This window comes from Pseudomonas sp. KK18 (assembly GCF_037094675.1).
Taxonomy (GTDB): domain Bacteria; phylum Pseudomonadota; class Gammaproteobacteria; order Pseudomonadales; family Pseudomonadaceae; genus Aquipseudomonas.
This window is the reverse complement of sequence record NZ_CP146605.1, coordinates 3487091-3504232: the sequence shown is the minus strand read 5'-3', so window position 1 is coordinate 3504232 and position 17142 is coordinate 3487091. Positions and strand designations below refer to the sequence as shown.

The window sequence follows — 17142 nt, the reverse complement described above, 5'->3', positions numbered from 1 at the left end:
TGAGGGCTATGCCTTCAGGGTAGAAGCTCGGGGCCGATGTGGCGAATGAAGATGTTCAACCGGTGTTCATAAAGCGCCGTCGATGACCTCGCGCAACACCAGCGCCGCTTGCACCGCTTGCTGGCGAGTCGCCAGGTTGGTGAAGCCCATCAACAGACCTTGCTGACCACCGGGCTCGATGCTCCAGCCCGACACGGCCTGTATCCCCAGCCCGGCACGTGCGGCGGCCGCAGCGACGGCCTGATCGCAGACGTCCACCCGCAGCCGCGCCAGCAGGTTGATCCCGCCGGACTGCTCATCCACCTGCAAAAGCGCCCCGCAATGACTGGCCAGTGCCTCCACCAGAAAGCCGCGCCGCGCGGTGTAGAGCTGGCGCATTTTTTTCAGGTGGCGGGTGAAATGGCCCTGGTCGAGAAAGTCCGCCGTGGTGGCTTGCAACAATTCGGCGCTGCGGTTTTGCAGCACGCCGGCGCTGGCCTCAAAGGCCGGGAGCAGCGCCCGAGGCACCACCAGATAACCCAGGCGCAGCCCCGGGAAGAGCATCTTGCTGAAACTGCCGGAGTAGATCACCCGGTCGGCCGTGTCCTGGCTCTTGAGCGCGGCCAGGGGCTGGCCCTTGTAGCGAAACTCACTGTCGTAGTCGTCTTCCACCACCCAGCCGCCGTGGGCCTGTGCCCAATCGAGCAAGCGATGGCGCCGCGCAGTACCGAGGGCGACCCCCAGCGGGCTCTGGTGGGCCGGGGTGACAATCGCCAGCCGGGCGCCGGGCGCACGCCGTATGCCCTCCTCCACATCAAGCCCGTCGTGGTCCACCGGCACCGGGACCAACTGCGCCCCCAGGTGCAGCAGCAGTTGCCGCGCATGCAGGTAGCCCGGGTCTTCGAACCAGCATGGCTGGCCGGCCATCTGCAGCGCATCACACACCAGCGCGAGGCACGCCGAGTAACCGGCACACACGAACACCTGCTCCGACGAACACTCCACGCCCCGGTACAGCGCCAGGTATTGCGCGATCGCCACACGCAGCGAGCGGGCGCCACGCACATCGCCCATGGCCAGGCTGTTCACATCGACTCGGCGCACTTGCCGGGTGACCAGCCGCGCCCACAGCTTGCGCGGAAAGCTGTCGAGCGCCGGCAAGCCCAACTGCAACAGGCGCGGGGCCGACGCCGGCGCCACGGGTTCGGGTTCAACCGGCAACGACTTGATCGAGCGCTGCGGCAACGCCTCGGCCACCACTGTTCCCGCCTGGCCCCGCGCCAGGAAGAACCCTTCGCTCACCAGCAACTGGTAGGCCGTCTCCACCGTGCCCCGGGCCACCTTCAGTTCCTGGGCCAGGCTGCGCACCGACGGCACCCGCTCACCGGGGCGCAGTTGGCCCTGGTCGATGGCCTGGCGAAAGCGCCGGTAGATCTCCTGGTATTTGGGCAGTGACGACATCGTTATCCGGCTCACAGTGAATCAGCCCTGAAGTCTGATCTTGTCCCAACCCGCTTGTCCATTCTTGGCCCTATTGAGCCGGCGACCCGGCCGCCACACTGACGGCATCACTTCACAAAACAAGGAGCACCCCATGCAACACCGTCTCGACTACGCCCTGGCGGCGCCCGTCGGCTACAAGGCCCTTGGCTCGGTGCACAGCTACATCCACGGCTGCGGCCTGGAGAAGGAATTGATTGACCTGGTGTACCTGCGGGTCTCGCAACTCAACGGCTGCGCCTACTGCCTGGACTCACATTCGCGCGACCTGCTCAAACAGGGCGTGAGCCTGGAAAAGCTGATGCTGCTGGCCGCCTGGCGCGAAGCGTTGCCGTTGTTCAGCCCGCGTGAACGCGCCGCGTTAGCTTGGGCCGAGTCGGTCACCCAGGTCGCACAAACCGAGGTGCCGGACGAACACTATGCCGAGGCCAAGGCCCTCTTCGATGACAAGGAAATTGCCGACCTGACCCTGGCTATCGCCCTGATGAACGCCCTGAACCGCGTCGCCATCAGCTTTCGCAAAGTCCCTGCCGCCGTAAAAGCGCACATGGAGCACGGCAACCATGAATGACTCTGTTGAGTTTGTGCACATCGAAAGCGACGCCGACTGCCTGGCCTGCTTTGCCGTCATGCAGCAACTGCGGCCAAAGCTCGAAGACCCGCACGCCTTCGTCCAGCAGATTCAGCGCCAGCGCGAAACCGGCTACCGCCTGCTGGCCGCCCGGGAAAACGGCCAGGTGCTGGGCCTGGCCGGTTATCGCCTGACGGAAAACCTGCTGTATGGGCGCTTTATCTACGTCGATGACCTGGTGGTGGACGCCTCCCTGCAACGCCGACGCCTGGGTGCGCGCCTGCTGGACGAGGTACGCCAGCACACCCGCCGCCTGGGCTATCGCTACCTGGTGCTGGACACCGGCATGCACATGGCCCTGGCCCAACGCTTCTATTTTCGCCAGGGCCTGCTGCCACTGGGGATGCACTTTTCACAGGACCTCGGCCAATGACCCGCGCCCTGCTACTGAGCTTCAGCCCCCACGGCAAGGCCGCCCAGACCTTCCGCCTGGCCCGCGCCCTGCTCCGCGAACAGGCACCCGAGGCCGAAGTGGTCGAACGCGACTACGGCGGCCAGGGCTTGCCGGCGCTGACCCGGGAATACGCCAACGCCCTGACCACGCCCGGCGGCCTGAGCGGCCCGGCAACCGAGCGCTCCGAGCAACTGATTGTCGAGCTGGAAGCCTGTGACCTGTTGATCATCTGCACCCCCGTGCACAATTTCACGGTGCCGGCGGCCCTCAAGTGCTGGATCGACCATGTGGTGCGCATCCACCGCAGTTTCACGGTGAATCCGCAGTTTGAGAAAGTCGGCTTGCTCAAGGACCGGCGCACCTTTGTACTGGTCAGCTCCGGCAGTTCGCGAAAAAACCGCGAGCCCGACTTCCTCACGCCCTACCTGCAGGCGATCCTTGGAACCGTGGGCATTCACGCGGTGGATTTCGTCTATCTGGGGGCCATGGTGCGTGGCGCAGCCGCCGTGCAGCGCAGCCTGGAACAGGCCCACACGCAGTTGGCCGAGGCATTTGACCGGCAAGCGGGCGCCCGGGCGGCAATCAGCGCTGGCGCGTAAAATTAATGGCGCTAGAATCAGCGCCATTTCTACGCCCGCCTCCCTGATACGAGCCACCCATGAGCTTTGATTTCGACACGATCCACTCCCGCCTCGGCACCGGCAGCACCAAGTGGAGTCGTTACCCGCAAGACGTTCTGCCGATGTGGATTGCCGACATGGACATCGCCGCACCACCGGCTGTGCTTCAGGCGCTGCACCAGCGCCTCGGTCAACAGATCCTCGGCTACAGCGTGGCCTGCGATGGCGTGCGCGAGGCGATCGTCGCCGACCTGTGGGCCAAGTACGCCTGGCGCGTACAGCCGGATGAGTTGCTGTTCCTGCCGGGGGTCGAGCCTGGTTTCAACATGGCGCTGCACGCATTTGTGCAGCCCGGCCAACCGGTGGTGTTGCAAACCCCCAACTATCGCCCGATCCGCCTGGCGCCCGGCCACTGGAACCTGCCGAAGATCGAAGTGCCATTTGAGCTGAGCGCCGAAGGCGAGTACCTCACGCCGTTGCCGGCAATGCGTGAAGCCCTCACCGGCGCCGGGGCGCTGCTGTTGAGCAACCCGCACAACCCGATGGGCAAGGTCTTCCCCCGTGAGGAACTGCTGGCCGTGGCCAGCGCCTGCCTGGACCAGGGTGCGCTGATCGTCTCCGATGAAATCCACGCCGAGCTGTGCTTTGACGGCCGCCGGCATATTCCCACCGCCAGCCTCAGCCCCGAGATTGCCCAGCGCACCATCACCCTGATGTCGGCGAGCAAGGCGTATAACGTCGCCGGATTGAAGACCTGCTTCGCGGTGATCCAGAATCCCGAGATCCGCGAGCGCTTCAACCAAGCCCGCTGCGGCATGGTCGACAGCGTCAGCCCCCTGGGCCTGGAAGCCACGCGTGCGGCCTACAGCGACTGCGGCGACTGGCTGCAGGCGCTGGTGGCCTACCTGCAAGCCAACCGCGATTACCTGCTGAACGCCGTGCAAACCCGCCTGCCCGGCGTGGTCATGCATGCGCCCCAAGGCACCTACCTGGCCTGGCTGGATTGCAGCGCCCTGGGCCTGGACGACCCGCAACGGTTCTTCCTCGAACAGGCCAGGGTCGGCTTGAGCGCCGGGATTGAATTCGGCGATGACAGCCAGCAATTCGTGCGCCTGAACTTCGGCTGCCCACGGGCCATGCTGGAAGAAGGCATCGCCCGCCTGGAACGCAGCCTGCGTCACCGTTAAGGCGCAATTCACAACTTTTCGCAACGACCGCCGAACCCCTGCTGTTACTGTTTTTGCCGATTCGTCCCACCGGTAACAGCAGGAGTTCCATGGCATGACGACCCAGCCGCTCAACCGCTCGACCGACCCCAAAGCCCTTCCTCTCACACCGCCCAAGTCCGGCGCGGCGTTCCACGTGCTGCTCAAGAACAGCGCCAACAACAAGAAGGTGGAGGCCGGCGACAAAACCGCGCAAGGGCTCGCTGCCAGCAAGGAACAAGGCTATGAACTGGCCGCCAAGGACGCCGCGCCGCCCACCACCCTGGGGGATTACAAGGCCATCGGCCCGGCGGACGAAGTCGGCCCCGGCCTGATCCGCTATGAAACCCAGGACGGCAAGAAAGTCATCGTCAGCGAAAAAGACAGCCCCGAGCTGTTCAAGCAAGTCAGCGCCGACTTCAAGGCACTCTCCGGCGTCAACGCCAGCGAAGCTGCCGGCTACCAGCGCCTGGGCGGCGACGCCACGGCCCCGGAAAAGCTCGGTGATTACAAATCCCTCGGCCCGCCCGACGAAACCGGCCCCGGCGTGATTCGCTACGAGACCCAGGACGGCAACAAGTTCGTCATCAGCCAGCGCGACAACCCGGAGGCCTTCCAGAAAGCCAAGGAAGCCTATGAAAGCTTCACCGGCCTGGGCAGCAGCGAAGACGCCGGCTACAAGCGCGCCAGCGACAACGAAGTGTGGCCGCCCTACGCCGGCACCACCGTCGGCCCCAAGGATGAAGTCGGCCCCGGCCTGATCCGCTTTGAAAGCAATGGCCAGAAAATGGTCGTGGCCCGCGACGACAACCCCAAGCTGTTCGACTACCTGGCAGGCTTGCACGAGGTCTACACCAACCCCGACAAAAAGGCCGCCGTAGAGTCCGCGCTCAACGACGGCTCGACCCTGGCAGACGCCAATACCAAGGCGCCGGAGCTGAACGACTACAAGGGCTTCGGCTGGATCGAAGGCCAGCAAGGCAATGTGCTGACCTATGAAACCCACGACGGCACCAAGGTCGTCGTATCGGCCGACGTCAGCCCGGAACTGTTCAAGAGCGTGGCCACCGCCCAGGACACCTGGAGCAAGATCCACTCCAGTGAAGACGCCGGCTACAAGCTGGCCGGGCCGAATGACTTCCTGAAGAACACCGAGATCACCTTCGGTTCCCCCGACGAGCTGGGGGATGGCCTGATCCGCTATGAAACCAGCGAAGGCAAGGTCATCGTCTCCAAGGAGCTCAGCCCGCAGCTCTACGACGAAGTGGTGGCGAAATGGGAAGCCTGGAGCGCCGGCACCGTCGACGAGACCCGCGCCAAGTACAACCTGCCGAGCAACGATGAGCTCGACGTGCTCAACCTCGACACCGGCGTGCATGCCGACAAGGACGACGACAAATCGCCGACCCAGAGCGTCAGCGAACTGGCCACCACCGAACTGATCGACACCTACCGCGCCGGCGTCAAGGACGGCTCGATTCCCAAGGACGACCCACGGGCCAAACTGGTCCGCGCCCTGGAAGCCCAGGCCGCCTACCAGAACGGCCATGGCATCACCGGCTACGAAGAATCCAAGCGCCCGTTCAATACCACTTGGCGCGAGTTCGATGACAAGCAGACCGAGCTCACTTCCGCCGACATGCACGACATCATCGACGGCAAGGCGGTGCAGGAGCAGATCGGCGAGTTGTTCAAGGACCCGACGGTGCAGGCCGACTACAAGACCAAGATGGACGACGCCATCAGTCACCTGCCCAACAAGGACGAGATCAAGCAGAAGCTTCTCGACCTGACCAGCAACCCCGACTATGTGCTGTACCTCAAGGACCTGCAAAAACAGGGCAAGAGCCACGAAGCCCAGCAGGATCTGAGCAACACCCTGACCTCGCTGTCGCTGTTCGACCCGGAAGCCGCCACCAAGGCCGCGCAGAATATCCAGGCCGACGGCCTCACCACCGACCTCAACGAGATTCTCTCGGACCCGAGCAAGATCTCCGACGACAACAAGGAGCTGGCCACCAAGGACCTGTTCGGCCTGCTCAAGGGCGTGCTCAAGGGCAACCTGCTGGACCTGCCGCGCCGCAGCCAGGAAGTGCTGGAGAAATTCCTCAACGAAGGCCTGGAGGGCAAGGAGAAATCCTCGGCCGTGACCAAGGCCCTGGAAGAGCTCGGCGACGTCTACAAGAACAGCGGCACCATCAGCGAAGCCGACGTGAAAACCGCCCTGAGCAAACCGTATATCCCGGTGGCGGATCGCGGCATGCTCGGCGAAGTGTTCAACACCCTCAACAGCAAAGGCATCCTCGGTTCGATGGGCGCCGGCGTCAGCCTGTTCTCGGGGATTTACCAACTGGTGGGCAAAGGCGGCAAGCTCGGCGAAACCCCGGCCCAACGCATGACCATCGCCAAGGACTTCCTGAGTTTTGCCGGCGGCGCCAGCCACTTCGTCAAGCTCGGTGACAAGATCGGCGAAGCCCTGGGCAAGGGCGGCCTGGTGGACTTCCTCGGCCTGGACAAGACCCTGCCGGAAATCTGGGGCAAGGAAGGGGCGGCCGGCAAAGTCATCGACTTCAGCAAGCCCACCGAAATCGACTCAAAGGTCAGCAAGGAAATCGCTGCGGCCCTGGACGCGGTTCCCGACAGCCAGTACGACGGCGTGGCCAAGCTGTTTGGCGAGGGCGACAAGGCGGTAACCGAAGCTACCGAAGGCCTCGCCACTCACCTGGATGACGGCCTCAAGGCAGCCGGTGCGGCCAAGCTTGGCGCCTCCCAATCGGCGAAGATCGCCGGTTCCGTGATCAAGGTGTTGGGCCCGGCGACGGACATTGCCGGTGGTTTTGCCGACATTGTGCTCGGCGCCCTGGCGATCAAAAGCGGCGTGGACAGCAAAGACCCGTTGGCTCAGGCCGCAGGGGGCTTGCAAGTGGCGGGCGGTGCGTTCGGCGCGTCGGCCGGGGTATTGGGTGCGGCGGCGCTGTTTGGCGCGGGCACGGCGGCGGCGCTGACCGGGCCGCTGTTCCTGGTGGGCGTGGTGTTGGCGGTGGTAGGCGGGATCATCGGTTACTTCGTCGACCACAATAAAAAACAGAAGGCTACCGAGAAGGAAAACGACTGGTACCGCGACCTGGCCGGCGACGGCTTGCTGCAGGACAACTGGGCGGACAAGGTCGAATACGCCCACTACGAGATCCACCACTACCACGGCCGCGACACGCCGACCGATGACAGCCTGTTCCGCTTCCAGCAATCGGAGTGGGAGCATTTCGACTCCACACCACAAAGCGGCGGCTCGTCGAGCAACCGGCTGGATGGGGATTTGCACAAGGACTACAAGGACCCGAGTGAAACGCCCAAGGCACTGCCGGATGCGTCGGATGAGAAGCCTGGGTCCCGGCCATCGGGAGGCGGGCCTCGACTCAACTAACCCTCCAACGGCTGTATGCAAAACAAAATGTGGGAGCGGGCTTGCTCGCGAAAGCGCTGGATCAGTCATTGTAGATGTCGACTGTCACACCGCCTTCGCGAGCAAGCCCGCTCCCACATTTGAATTGGGTTCACAACTGGACTCGGGTTTACAGCTTGGCGATCGACACTTCAGTCGACTTCACAAAGGCAATCACTTCACTGCCCACCTTCAATTCCAGGTCACGCACCGAGCGTGTGGTAATCACCGACGTCACGATGCCCGACGCGGTTTGCACGTCGATCTCGGACACCACTTCGCCGATCAGGATTTCCTTGATCACGCCTTTGAACTGGTTGCGCACGTTGATCGCTTTAATGGTCATGTCGGCTTTCCTTTGGTCTGTTGGGTCAATCCGCACGAATGCGCAGGCACTCAAAGTGCCCTATTCGTGAAACCAACAAAAGGAATATATAACTCTTTATTTATTCCCTAAAAACATATGCAAGCTGTTGCACAGCCAACAGTGATTCAACAAAGTGCCCGCCTCCCTACTCCCAACCACTCCCCACGTAGCAGCTGTCAAGCCCAAGCGAGACTGCGTCAGCGGTCTGTCTGACACACCGCGAACGCAGCCTCGCTTGGGCTCGACAGCTGCTACGCCAGGGTGTTGCCCTGCCCTGCAAAGACGCTGGCACAGAGACTGCATATTCCTATAACGCATGATGGAGCATGCCATATGAATTTTCTGAATATAAGAAAGCTTTCTCTTTTCCCGCCTTGCCCGGAGCTGTTCCATGAAACCCTTCTTCAATACCCTGTTGGGCGCCTGCGCCCTCGCCTTCAGCCTGCAACCCCTGGCCCATGCAGCGGAAACCGACCCTGCGCAAGTCAACCTGGACTACGCCTACTACTCCCCGGTGAGCCTGGTGCTCAAGCACTTCGGCTGGCTTGAAGAAGCGCTGCCGCAAACCAAGGTCGGCTGGGTGTTGAGCCAGGGCAGCAACCGTTCCCTGGAATACCTCAACAGCGGCGGCGTCGACTTCGCCTCGTCCGCCAGCCTGTCGGCGGTGCTCAGCCGGGCCAATGGCAGCCCGATCAAGTCGGTGTATGTGTACAGCCGCGCCGAGTGGACCGCACTGGTGGTGCGCAAGGACTCGACGTTCAAGAGCGTCACCGACCTCAAGGGCAAGAAAATCGCCGCCACCAAAGGCACCGACCCGTACCTGTTCACCCTGCGCAGCCTGCAGAAAGCCGGCCTGAGCAAGGACGATGTGGAGTTGGTGCACCTGCAACACCCGGATGGCCGTACCGCCCTGGAGAAAGGTGATGTGGATGCCTGGGCCGGTCTCGACCCGCACATGGCCGCCAGCGAAATCCAGGCGGGCTCGCGCCTGCTGTACCGCAATAAGGACTTCAACAGCTACGGCGTGGTCAGCGTGACCGACAAATACGCAAAGGAGCATCCACAGACCATCGCCAAGGTGCTCGGCGCCTATGAAAAAGCTCGCAACTGGGCGGTCAAGCACCCAGATGAATTCGCCAAGCTGCTGGCCGACGAGTCCGGCCTGCCCCTCGACGTGGCCAAGCTGCAACTATCCCGTACCGACCTGAGCAGCCCATTGCTCACGTCCCAGGACGTGGTGTCGTCCAAGGCCGCCGCGCCGATTTTGGTGTCGGAAGAACTGGTGCGCCGTGGGGTGAATGTGGATCAGGTGATCGACCAGTTGATCGACCCAAGCTTCGGCCAGGCCTTGCCTCGTCCATAAGGGGAGCGTCATGAGCAGCAAAAGCGAAACCCTGCCCGTCGCGCTTGCGCCCTCCGTCACCGCGCAGCGCAGCGCCTGGCCAAGGCGAATCAAGGGCCTGGCGTTGCCGGTACTGATCCTGGTGATCCTTGAAGTGGTGGTGCGCATCGGTTGGCTGCCCTCCTACCAGATGCCAGCCCCCAGCGAGATCGCCGTGACCCTCACCGACCTCGCCGAAGGCGCGCTGTGGAAACACATCAGCGCCAGCCTGTTGCGGGTGCTGCTGGGGTTCGCCATTGGTGCCAGCCTGGCGTTGGTGTTTGCCGCCTGGGTCGGCTTGAGCCGCGAGGCCGAGGCGTATCTGGAGCCGACCTTCGCCGGCCTGCGCTCGATCCCGAGCCTGGCCTGGGTGCCGCTGTTGCTGCTGTGGCTGGGCATTGATGAGACCTCGAAGATCGTGCTGATTGCCATCGGCGCGTTCTTCCCGGTGTACCTCAATGGCGTTGCGGCGATACGCGATATCGACCGCAAGCTGGTGGAAGTCGGGCAGATGTATGGCTTCAGCCGTACGCGCCTGGTGCGTCGCATCCTCTTGCCCGCCGCCCTGCCCGGTTTGTTCACCGGCCTGCGCAGCGGCTTGAGCCTGGCGTGGATGTTCCTTGTGGCGGCCGAGTTGATCGCCGCCACCAAGGGCCTGGGTTACCTGCTCAGCGATGGCCGGGAAACCTCACGGCCTGACATTGTGCTGGCGGCGATCATCGTGCTGGCGCTGCTGGGCAAGATCAGCGACGGCCTGTTGGCTGCCCTGGAAAAACGCTGCCTGGCCTGGCGCGATACCTTCAACGGCCAAGGTCCGGAGCATTGAACATGAGTGAAGCGCTATTGGATATTCGCGTCGAGCGTAAGAGCTTCGGCGCGACCACCGTACTGACCAACGTCCACTTGGCCCTGCAACCCCGGGAAGCGGTGAGCTTGCTGGGGCCCAGCGGCTGTGGCAAAAGCACCTTGCTGCGGATCGTCGCCGGGCTGGAAAAGGACTATCAGGGGGAACTGCTGCAAGGCGGTGGTGAGGTCGCTTTTGTCTTTCAGGAGCCGCGCCTGATGCCCTGGCTGACGGTGGAGCAAAACATCGGCTTCAGCGATGACGACGGCTATGACAGGGCCTGGGTTGCGCAGTTGATCGATGAAGTGGGGCTTACAGGCTTTGGCCAGGCGTTGCCCAAGGCATTGTCTGGCGGGATGGCGCAACGGGTGGCGATTGCTCGCGGGTTGTATTCAAGGCCGCAAGTGTTGTTGCTGGACGAGCCGTTCAGCGCAGTGGATGCGTTTACCCGCATGAAGCTGCAGGATTTGCTGCTGCAATTGGCTGAGCATCATGGGATCGCCTTGCTGCTGGTGACTCACGATGTGGACGAGGCGTTGTATCTGAGTGACCGGGTGTTGGTGATGGATAACCGGCCCAGCAGCATTCGCCAGGAGCTGGCGGTGGAGCTGGTGCATCCGCGGGATCGGCGGGATCCGCTGTTGGCGCGGCTCAAGGCACTGGCGCTGACTGAGTTGCAGCGGGCGCATGTGATCTGAAAGGCACGTGTTGAGGCCGCCCAAAATCAAGAGCTAAAGCGGGCACGGTTCAAATGTGGGAGCGGGCTTGCTCGCGAAGGTCGTCAACGATGACGCGGGCATCCTGATTCAACGCGGCGCTCTCAGGTTCTTCGCGAGCAAGCCCGCTCCCACAAGGATCGCATCAAGCAGCCGATTTACGCGGCGTCAACGTCACCCAATACTGCGTACGGGACTGCACTTGCAGCGGCATCGTCGACGCCAGCAACGCAAGAATTCGATTGGTATCAGCCAACTGAAAACTCCCAGTGACCCGCAGCGCTTCAAGGCTCGGGTCCCAGCGCAGCACACCCGGCCGATACCGCTCCAGCTCCCGCAAAAAATCACCCAACAGCTGGTTCTGCGCAGTCAGCACACCGTCGCGCCAACCCAATTGCAACGCATCAAACCCCACCGCAGCGCCCATCCCCGACGCCTGCAACCGTGCCTGCTGCCCCCCCTGCAATGTCGCCACTTGCCCACGCAGGTCCTGCACCTGCACCGCGCCCTTCAACACCGACACCAAACACCCGGAAGACAACTGCCGCACACACACTTCAGCCTGGCTGACGATCACTTGGCCATAACGCGTCTGCACCGTCAGCGTACCAGCCCCCGGCACCGTCAACGCCATCTCCCCTTCCACCAGCGTCACACGGCGCCGGGCCGTATCCACGTCCACCGCGCTCGCGGTATTCAGTTGCAGGCTGCTGCCATCCAACAGCGGCACTCGCTTGCGTTCGCCAGTGGCGGTGTGCAGGTCGGCGCGCCACACGTCGATAGGCAATTGCCGGCTGAGCAACCACGCGGTTGGCAACAACGCGGCGATACCCAAGGCACGCTTGAGTACTGCACGCCGTCCCGGTTGCGGACGATCAAGGCTGGCCATGGCCAGCGCTGGCGGCAAGTCGGTAAACCGTTGGCGCAGCGATTGGGCTTTTTGCCAGATCTGCTCATGCTGGGGATGGCTGTCACGCCACTGCTGCAGGCGGGCGTGATCACGTTCGGTGGCGCTGCCGGATTCCAGCAACGCCAGCCATTGCGCCGCCGCCCGGGCGAGATCCGGCGCAGCACGGCTCACAGTTCCACCAGCAGGCAATGCTCGTAAGCCTGGGCCATGTAGCGCTTGACCGTACGCTCGGACACCTTGAGCCGCTCGGCAATCTCCCGATAGCCGAGTCCTTCCAGCTGGCTCCAAAGAAACGCGCGGCGCACTACCGCCGGCAAACCGTCGAGCAATTCATCCAGGGCTTGCAGGGTTTCCAGCAGCAACCAGCGTTGCTCCGGCGACGGCACGCAAGCCTCCGGCAACTGCATCAACGCATTGAGATACGCCTGTTCCAGACTGCGCCGCTGGTGAAAATTCACCAGCAAGCGCTTGCCCACCGTCACCAGATAGGCCCGGGGCTCCTGCAATTGCGCAATCGGCTGCGCGCTGGCCAGCACCCGCAGGAACGTGTCCTGGCTCAGGTCGGCCGCATCCCAGGCGTTGCCCAAGCGGCGCCGCAGCCAGCTTTCGAGCCAGCTGCGGTGGTCGCGATACAACGTGTGAAGGCTGGGTTCAGCGAGGTGCGTCGGCACTACAGCATCATTCATGGCAAGTAACCTGCGCGGCGCGAGTCAGTCTCAAATGAGATTCATTCTATTTAATAACCCGCCGGCATACCACGTTCTTTTGCACACGATGTTTAAAGCATTGCGGCCTTTTGCCTGAGCATGTCGATAAACAACCCCAACTCGCGGCTCACCGGGTCGCCCTTGCGCAGCAGCATCCCGAACGGTGCCAGTTGCACCTCCAGCACCACCGGCAAGGCCACCACGAGGCCCATTTTCAAGTAATCCCGCAGGGCGCTTTCCGAGAGCACCATGATCGCGTCGGTGAGTTGAATCAGTTGCTGCATGGAATACACCGAACTGCACTCGATAATGTCCGCCGGCTGCGGCAAGGCCAGGTGTTGCAATGCTTCATCAAAACCAATGCGCGCCGGGCTGGTTTGCGGTTGCAGGATCCACGGCCAGTCACTGACCAGTTCCGCCAGCGGCAGATGCTCGCGCTGGGCCAGGGGGTGGCCGGCGTGCACCACCACCAGCATGCGTTCGTTGCCAAGGGGCTCAAAGGTGTAATGCTCACTGTCGGTAGCGGCGTTGCGCCGGGCGATGGCCAGGTCGATGCGGCCTTGCTCCAGCAACTGGATCACCTGGTCGCTGGTATCGCCCATGATGCGAATGCGCATCTGCGGGTTGAGGGTTTTGATCTGCGCAATGGAGTCCATCACAAGGTCCGGCGCCGCGCCCATGATGGTGCCGATCGACAAATACCCGTAGCCGCCCTGCTGGCGCATCATCAGTTCCTCGGCGCAGCGGTCGAGGCCACTCAGCGCCGACTCGGCAAAGCGGATCAATTCCTTGCCCAGTGCCGTCGGGCGCATGCCCCGGGGCAGGCGCTCGAACAGGTCACAGGCAAACATATCCTCGATCTCGCGCAACATGCGCGTCGCCGCCGGCTGCGACATGTTCAGGCTTTGGGACGCACGGTGCAGGTTCTGGCTGGAACTCAAGGCCACCAGCATATGCAGATGCTTGTAGCGCAGGCGGTTGAACAGGCTGCGGGAGATTGCGGGACTACTCATTTTTTTCCTTGTTATCGATACCCTGAGGTTATCAGTTGTAAGCGAGATTCGATTTGTAGCGTATAGATAGAGCGCCGTACAGTCCTTCCCATAAGAACAAAACAACTGGACTGAACAATGAAGACCCTGCCTGCGTCCTTGCTCGCCAAGATTTCCTGGCGGCTGCTGCCCTTTCTGCTGTTGATGTACATCATGGCCTTCCTCGACCGCGCCAACGTCGGGTTCGCCAAGCAAGCCTTCCAGGCCGACACCGGCCTCAGTGATGCCGCCTTCGCCTTTGGCGCCGGGGTGTTTTTTGTCGGCTATGCGCTGCTGGAAGTGCCGAGCAACCTGATCATGCATCGCGTCGGTGCCCGCCTGTGGATGTGCCGGATCATGGTCAGTTGGGGCCTGGTGTCCGCCGCCATGATGTTTGCCCATAACGAAACCAGCTTCTACCTGTTGCGCTTCCTGCTGGGCGTGGCCGAAGCCGGATTCTTCCCCGGGGTGATTCTCTACCTCACCTACTGGTTCCCCTCTGCCGTGCGCGGCAAGGCCATGGGTTTCTTTTACTTTGGCGCGCCCCTGGCCTTCATCTTCGGCAGCCCGCTCTCGGGCCTGTTGTTGGAGCTGGACGGGTTCTCTGGGCTGCACGGCTGGCAATGGCTGTTCGCGGTGGAAGGCCTGATGGCCACCGCGGTTGGCATCTGGGCCTACTGGTACCTGGACAACCGCCCCGCCGATGCCAAATGGCTGAGCGTTGCAGAGCGCCGCCAGATCCAGGACCTGCTCGACCGCGAAGACCAGCACAAAACCTCTCACGGCCGTAGCCTGCTCACTGTGCTGTGCCAGCCCAGCGTGCTGTACCTGTGCCTGGTGTACATGTTGATCCAGGCCAGCGTTTACGGCGTGGTGTTCTACTTGCCAACCCAGGTCGGTGGGCTGCTGGGGACCAGGGTCGGCTTGATGGTGGGCCTGGTCTCGGCGATTCCCTGGGTCTGCGCGCTGTTCGCCGCGTGGTGGATTCCCGGCTATTCCGACCGCACCGGCGAGCGCCGCAAAACCGCGTCCCTGACCCTGTTGATGGCCGCCGCCGGGATCGCCTGCTCGGTGACCTTTGCCAACCCGCTGCTGGGCATGCTCGCCCTGTGCTTTGCCGCCTCGGGCTTTATCGCCGTGCAACCGGTGTTCTGGACCTTCCCGTCCAGCTACCTGGCCGGCAGCGCAGCGGCCGCCAGCATCGCTCTGATCAACTCCTTCGGCGCCCTCGGCGGTTTTATCGCCCCGGTGCTGAAGAACTGGGCAGAAACCGCCTTTCACTCCCCTGCGGCCGGCCTTTACCTGCTGTCCGCCACCACTGTAGTCGCAGCCTTGCTGGTACTCGGTATCCATTCCCCAGGCCATAAAGCGACGAACACGCCGGCCACTGTTTAATCAAGGAGTCACACCATGGGCAATCTCACAATCAAGCACGTGCGCGCCTTTGTGCTGCGCGGCGGCGGCGCGGACTACCACGACCAGGCAGACGGCCACTGGATCGACGATCACATCAGCACCCCCATGAGCAAATACCCCGAGTACCGCCAGAGTCGCCGCAGTTTCGGGATCAACGTACTCGGCACGCTCGTGGTCGAAATCGAGGCCAGCAACGGCACCGTCGGGTTCGCCGTGACCACCGGTGGCGAGCCCGCCGCCTATATCGTCGAGAAGCACCTGGCGCGCTTCCTGGAAGGCGCCCGCGTCACCGATATCGAAAAAATCTGGGACCAGATGTACCAGTCCACCCTGTACTACGGCCGCAAGGGCCTGGTGATCAACACGATCTCCGGTGTCGACCTGGCGCTGTGGGACCTGCTCGGCAAAATCCGCCAGGAGCCGGTGCACCAGTTGCTCGGCGGCGCGGTGCGTGACGAATTGCAGTTCTACGCCACCGGCGCCCGCCCGGACCTCGCACAGAAGATGGGCTTTATCGGCGGCAAGATGCCCTTGCACTACAGCCCATCGGAAGGCGAAGAAGGCCTGCGCAAAAACCTCGAGGAACTGGCGACCATGCGCGAGCGGGTCGGCCCGGACTTCTGGCTGATGCTCGATTGCTGGATGAGCCTGGACCTGAATTACGCCACCAAACTGGCGATCGGCGCCCATGAATACGGCCTGAAATGGATTGAAGAAGCGCTGTCGCCCGACGACTACTGGGGCTATGCCGCCCTGCGCAACAACGTGCCCAAAGGCATGTTGGTCACCACCGGCGAACACGAGGCTACCCGTTGGGGCTTTCGCATGCTGCTGGAGATGGGTTGCTGCGACATTATCCAGCCGGATGTGGGCTGGTGCGGCGGCCTCACCGAGCTGGTGAAAATCTCGGCCCTGGCCGACGCCCATAATGCGCTGGTGGTGCCTCACGGCTCGTCGGTCTACAGCTACCACTTCGTCGCCACCCGCCATAACAGCCCGTTCGCCGAGTTCCTGATGATGGCGCCCAAGGCCGATGAGGTGGTGCCGATGTTCCACCCGCAACTGCTCGGTGAGCCGGTGCCGGTGAATGGCCGCATGCGCCTGTCGGTGCTCGACAAGCCCGGGTTTGGCGTGGACCTCAACCCCGATTGCCAATTGCATCGCCCGTACAACCGCTGAGGACTCCTGCCATGAACATGCCCCACAACGCTTTCAAGGCCGCGCTGCGTAAAGACGCCGCGCAATACGGGATCTGGGCCGGCTTCGCCACCGCCTATGCCGCCGAGATCGTCGCCAGCACCGGTTATGACTGGATGCTGATTGACGGCGAACACGCCCCCAACACCGTGCCCAGCGTGCTCAACCAGCTCCAGGCCGTGGCTCCCTACACCACCGCCCCGGTGGTACGCGCGGTAAGCAGCGACGCCAACCTGATCAAGCAACTGCTGGACGTCGGCGCCCAGACGCTGATGATCCCGATGGTCGAAACCGCCGAGCAAGCCAAGGCCCTGGTGCGTGCGATGCGTTATCCGCCCCACGGTATTCGTGGCGTTGGTGGCGGCTTGACCCGCGCCACCCGCTGGGACGGCGTGTCGGATTACCTCAACACCGCCCATGAACAGCTGTGCCTGATCGTGCAGGTGGAGTCGCGTCTCGGCGTTGAAAACGTCGCGGCGATTGCGGCGGTGGAAGGCGTGGACGCGGTGTTTATCGGCCCCGCCGACCTGTCCATCGGCCTCGGTCACGCCGGCAATCCCGGGCACCCCGAGGTACAGGAGCGCATCCAGTACGCAGTCAATGCCACGCTGGCGGCCGGCAAGGCCTGCGGCATTCTCGCGCCCAACGAAGACGACGCCCGCCGCTATCAAGCCTGGGGCTGCCAGTTCATTGCGGTGGCCATCGACATCAGCCTGCTGCGCCAGGGTGCCATGTCGACCCTGGCCCGCTATCGCCCCGCCGCCGACGCCAAAGCACCGTCACGTACTTACTGAGGAGCCAA

At 63.1% G+C, this 17142-nt stretch carries 16 protein-coding genes; 11 read left to right on the top strand and 5 right to left on the bottom strand.

The genetic code is table 11. From position 1 onward, the window contains the following. Window positions 1–66: 66 nt before the first annotated feature. The gene (locus tag V6607_RS16055; protein WP_134326607.1) at window positions 67–1440 is read right to left on the bottom strand and encodes a PLP-dependent aminotransferase family protein; all 1374 of its coding nucleotides are present in this window, start codon (window positions 1438–1440) and stop codon (window positions 67–69) included. 133 nt (window positions 1441–1573) lie between these two features. Here V6607_RS16055 and V6607_RS16050 point away from each other — a divergent pair, with 133 nt between their 5' ends. The 5 genes from V6607_RS16050 to V6607_RS16030 all read left to right on the top strand — a co-directional run bounded on the left by V6607_RS16050 (window position 1574) and on the right by V6607_RS16030 (window position 7753). Continuing rightward, window positions 1574–2050: a carboxymuconolactone decarboxylase family protein gene (locus tag V6607_RS16050; RefSeq protein WP_003217021.1), complete on the top strand. Its 477-nt coding sequence runs from the start codon at window positions 1574–1576 to the stop codon at window positions 2048–2050. After that, complete coding sequence (locus tag V6607_RS16045) at window positions 2043–2483, top strand: GNAT family N-acetyltransferase (protein WP_003217019.1); 441 nt, start codon at window positions 2043–2045, stop codon at window positions 2481–2483. Before V6607_RS16050 ends, V6607_RS16045 begins: the two co-directional genes overlap by 8 nt. Further along, window positions 2480–3103: an NAD(P)H-dependent oxidoreductase gene (locus tag V6607_RS16040; RefSeq protein ID WP_102605240.1), complete on the top strand. Its 624-nt coding sequence runs from the start codon at window positions 2480–2482 to the stop codon at window positions 3101–3103. The genes V6607_RS16045 and V6607_RS16040 overlap by 4 nt, the downstream gene beginning before the upstream one ends. A 59-nt stretch (window positions 3104–3162) precedes the next feature. Beyond that, window positions 3163–4311, top strand: a complete 1149-nt coding sequence (locus tag V6607_RS16035; RefSeq protein ID WP_102605241.1) for a PatB family C-S lyase — start codon at window positions 3163–3165, stop codon at window positions 4309–4311. Window positions 4312–4405: 94 nt separating this feature from the next. Further along, window positions 4406–7753: a hypothetical protein gene (locus tag V6607_RS16030; RefSeq protein WP_134326606.1), complete on the top strand. Its 3348-nt coding sequence runs from the start codon at window positions 4406–4408 to the stop codon at window positions 7751–7753. A gap of 148 nt (window positions 7754–7901) precedes the next feature. Here V6607_RS16030 and V6607_RS16025 read toward each other — a convergent pair whose 3' ends face one another. Next, window positions 7902–8117, bottom strand: coding sequence for a TOBE domain-containing protein (locus V6607_RS16025; protein WP_003217010.1), 216 nt, complete (start codon window positions 8115–8117; stop codon window positions 7902–7904). Between the two features lie 412 nt (window positions 8118–8529). Here V6607_RS16025 and V6607_RS16020 point away from each other — a divergent pair, with 412 nt between their 5' ends. From V6607_RS16020 to V6607_RS16010, 3 genes are read left to right on the top strand one after another with little or no spacing between them, the layout of a single operon-like run. Continuing rightward, complete coding sequence (locus tag V6607_RS16020) at window positions 8530–9501, top strand: aliphatic sulfonate ABC transporter substrate-binding protein (RefSeq protein ID WP_134326605.1); 972 nt, start codon at window positions 8530–8532, stop codon at window positions 9499–9501. Window positions 9502–9511: 10 nt separating this feature from the next. Then, window positions 9512–10345, top strand: a complete 834-nt coding sequence (locus tag V6607_RS16015; RefSeq protein WP_134326604.1) for an ABC transporter permease — start codon at window positions 9512–9514, stop codon at window positions 10343–10345. Window positions 10346–10347: 2 nt separating this feature from the next. Next, window positions 10348–11061 carry an ABC transporter ATP-binding protein gene (locus V6607_RS16010; protein ID WP_134326603.1) on the top strand — a complete coding sequence of 238 codons (714 nt, stop codon included), beginning with the start codon at window positions 10348–10350 and terminating at the stop codon, window positions 11059–11061. Window positions 11062–11224: 163 nt separating this feature from the next. Here V6607_RS16010 and V6607_RS16005 read toward each other — a convergent pair whose 3' ends face one another. The 3 genes from V6607_RS16005 to V6607_RS15995 form a co-directional block, all read right to left on the bottom strand. Further along, window positions 11225–12160 (bottom strand): FecR domain-containing protein, encoded by a 936-nt coding sequence (locus V6607_RS16005; protein WP_134326602.1) that lies wholly within the window; start codon window positions 12158–12160, stop codon window positions 11225–11227. Then, a complete protein-coding gene (locus V6607_RS16000; RefSeq protein ID WP_087693848.1) occupies window positions 12157–12675 on the bottom strand; it encodes a sigma-70 family RNA polymerase sigma factor in 519 nt (172 codons plus the stop codon). The genes V6607_RS16005 and V6607_RS16000 overlap by 4 nt, the downstream gene beginning before the upstream one ends. Window positions 12676–12767: 92 nt before the next feature. Further along, a complete protein-coding gene (locus V6607_RS15995; RefSeq protein ID WP_087693849.1) occupies window positions 12768–13709 on the bottom strand; it encodes a LysR family transcriptional regulator in 942 nt (313 codons plus the stop codon). Between the two features lie 117 nt (window positions 13710–13826). Between V6607_RS15995 and V6607_RS15990 the strand changes: the two genes are divergently transcribed. The 3 genes from V6607_RS15990 to V6607_RS15980 are packed head-to-tail and all read left to right on the top strand — an operon-like array spanning window position 13827 to window position 17134. After that, window positions 13827–15122: an MFS transporter gene (locus V6607_RS15990; RefSeq protein WP_087693850.1), complete on the top strand. Its 1296-nt coding sequence runs from the start codon at window positions 13827–13829 to the stop codon at window positions 15120–15122. 15 nt (window positions 15123–15137) lie between these two features. Beyond that, the gene (rhmD, locus tag V6607_RS15985; RefSeq protein ID WP_008431312.1) at window positions 15138–16322 is read left to right on the top strand and encodes an L-rhamnonate dehydratase; all 1185 of its coding nucleotides are present in this window, start codon (window positions 15138–15140) and stop codon (window positions 16320–16322) included. Between the two features lie 11 nt (window positions 16323–16333). Beyond that, window positions 16334–17134, top strand: a complete 801-nt coding sequence (locus V6607_RS15980) for an HpcH/HpaI aldolase/citrate lyase family protein (protein ID WP_134326601.1) — start codon at window positions 16334–16336, stop codon at window positions 17132–17134. The last annotated feature ends 8 nt before the right edge of the window (window positions 17135–17142 follow it).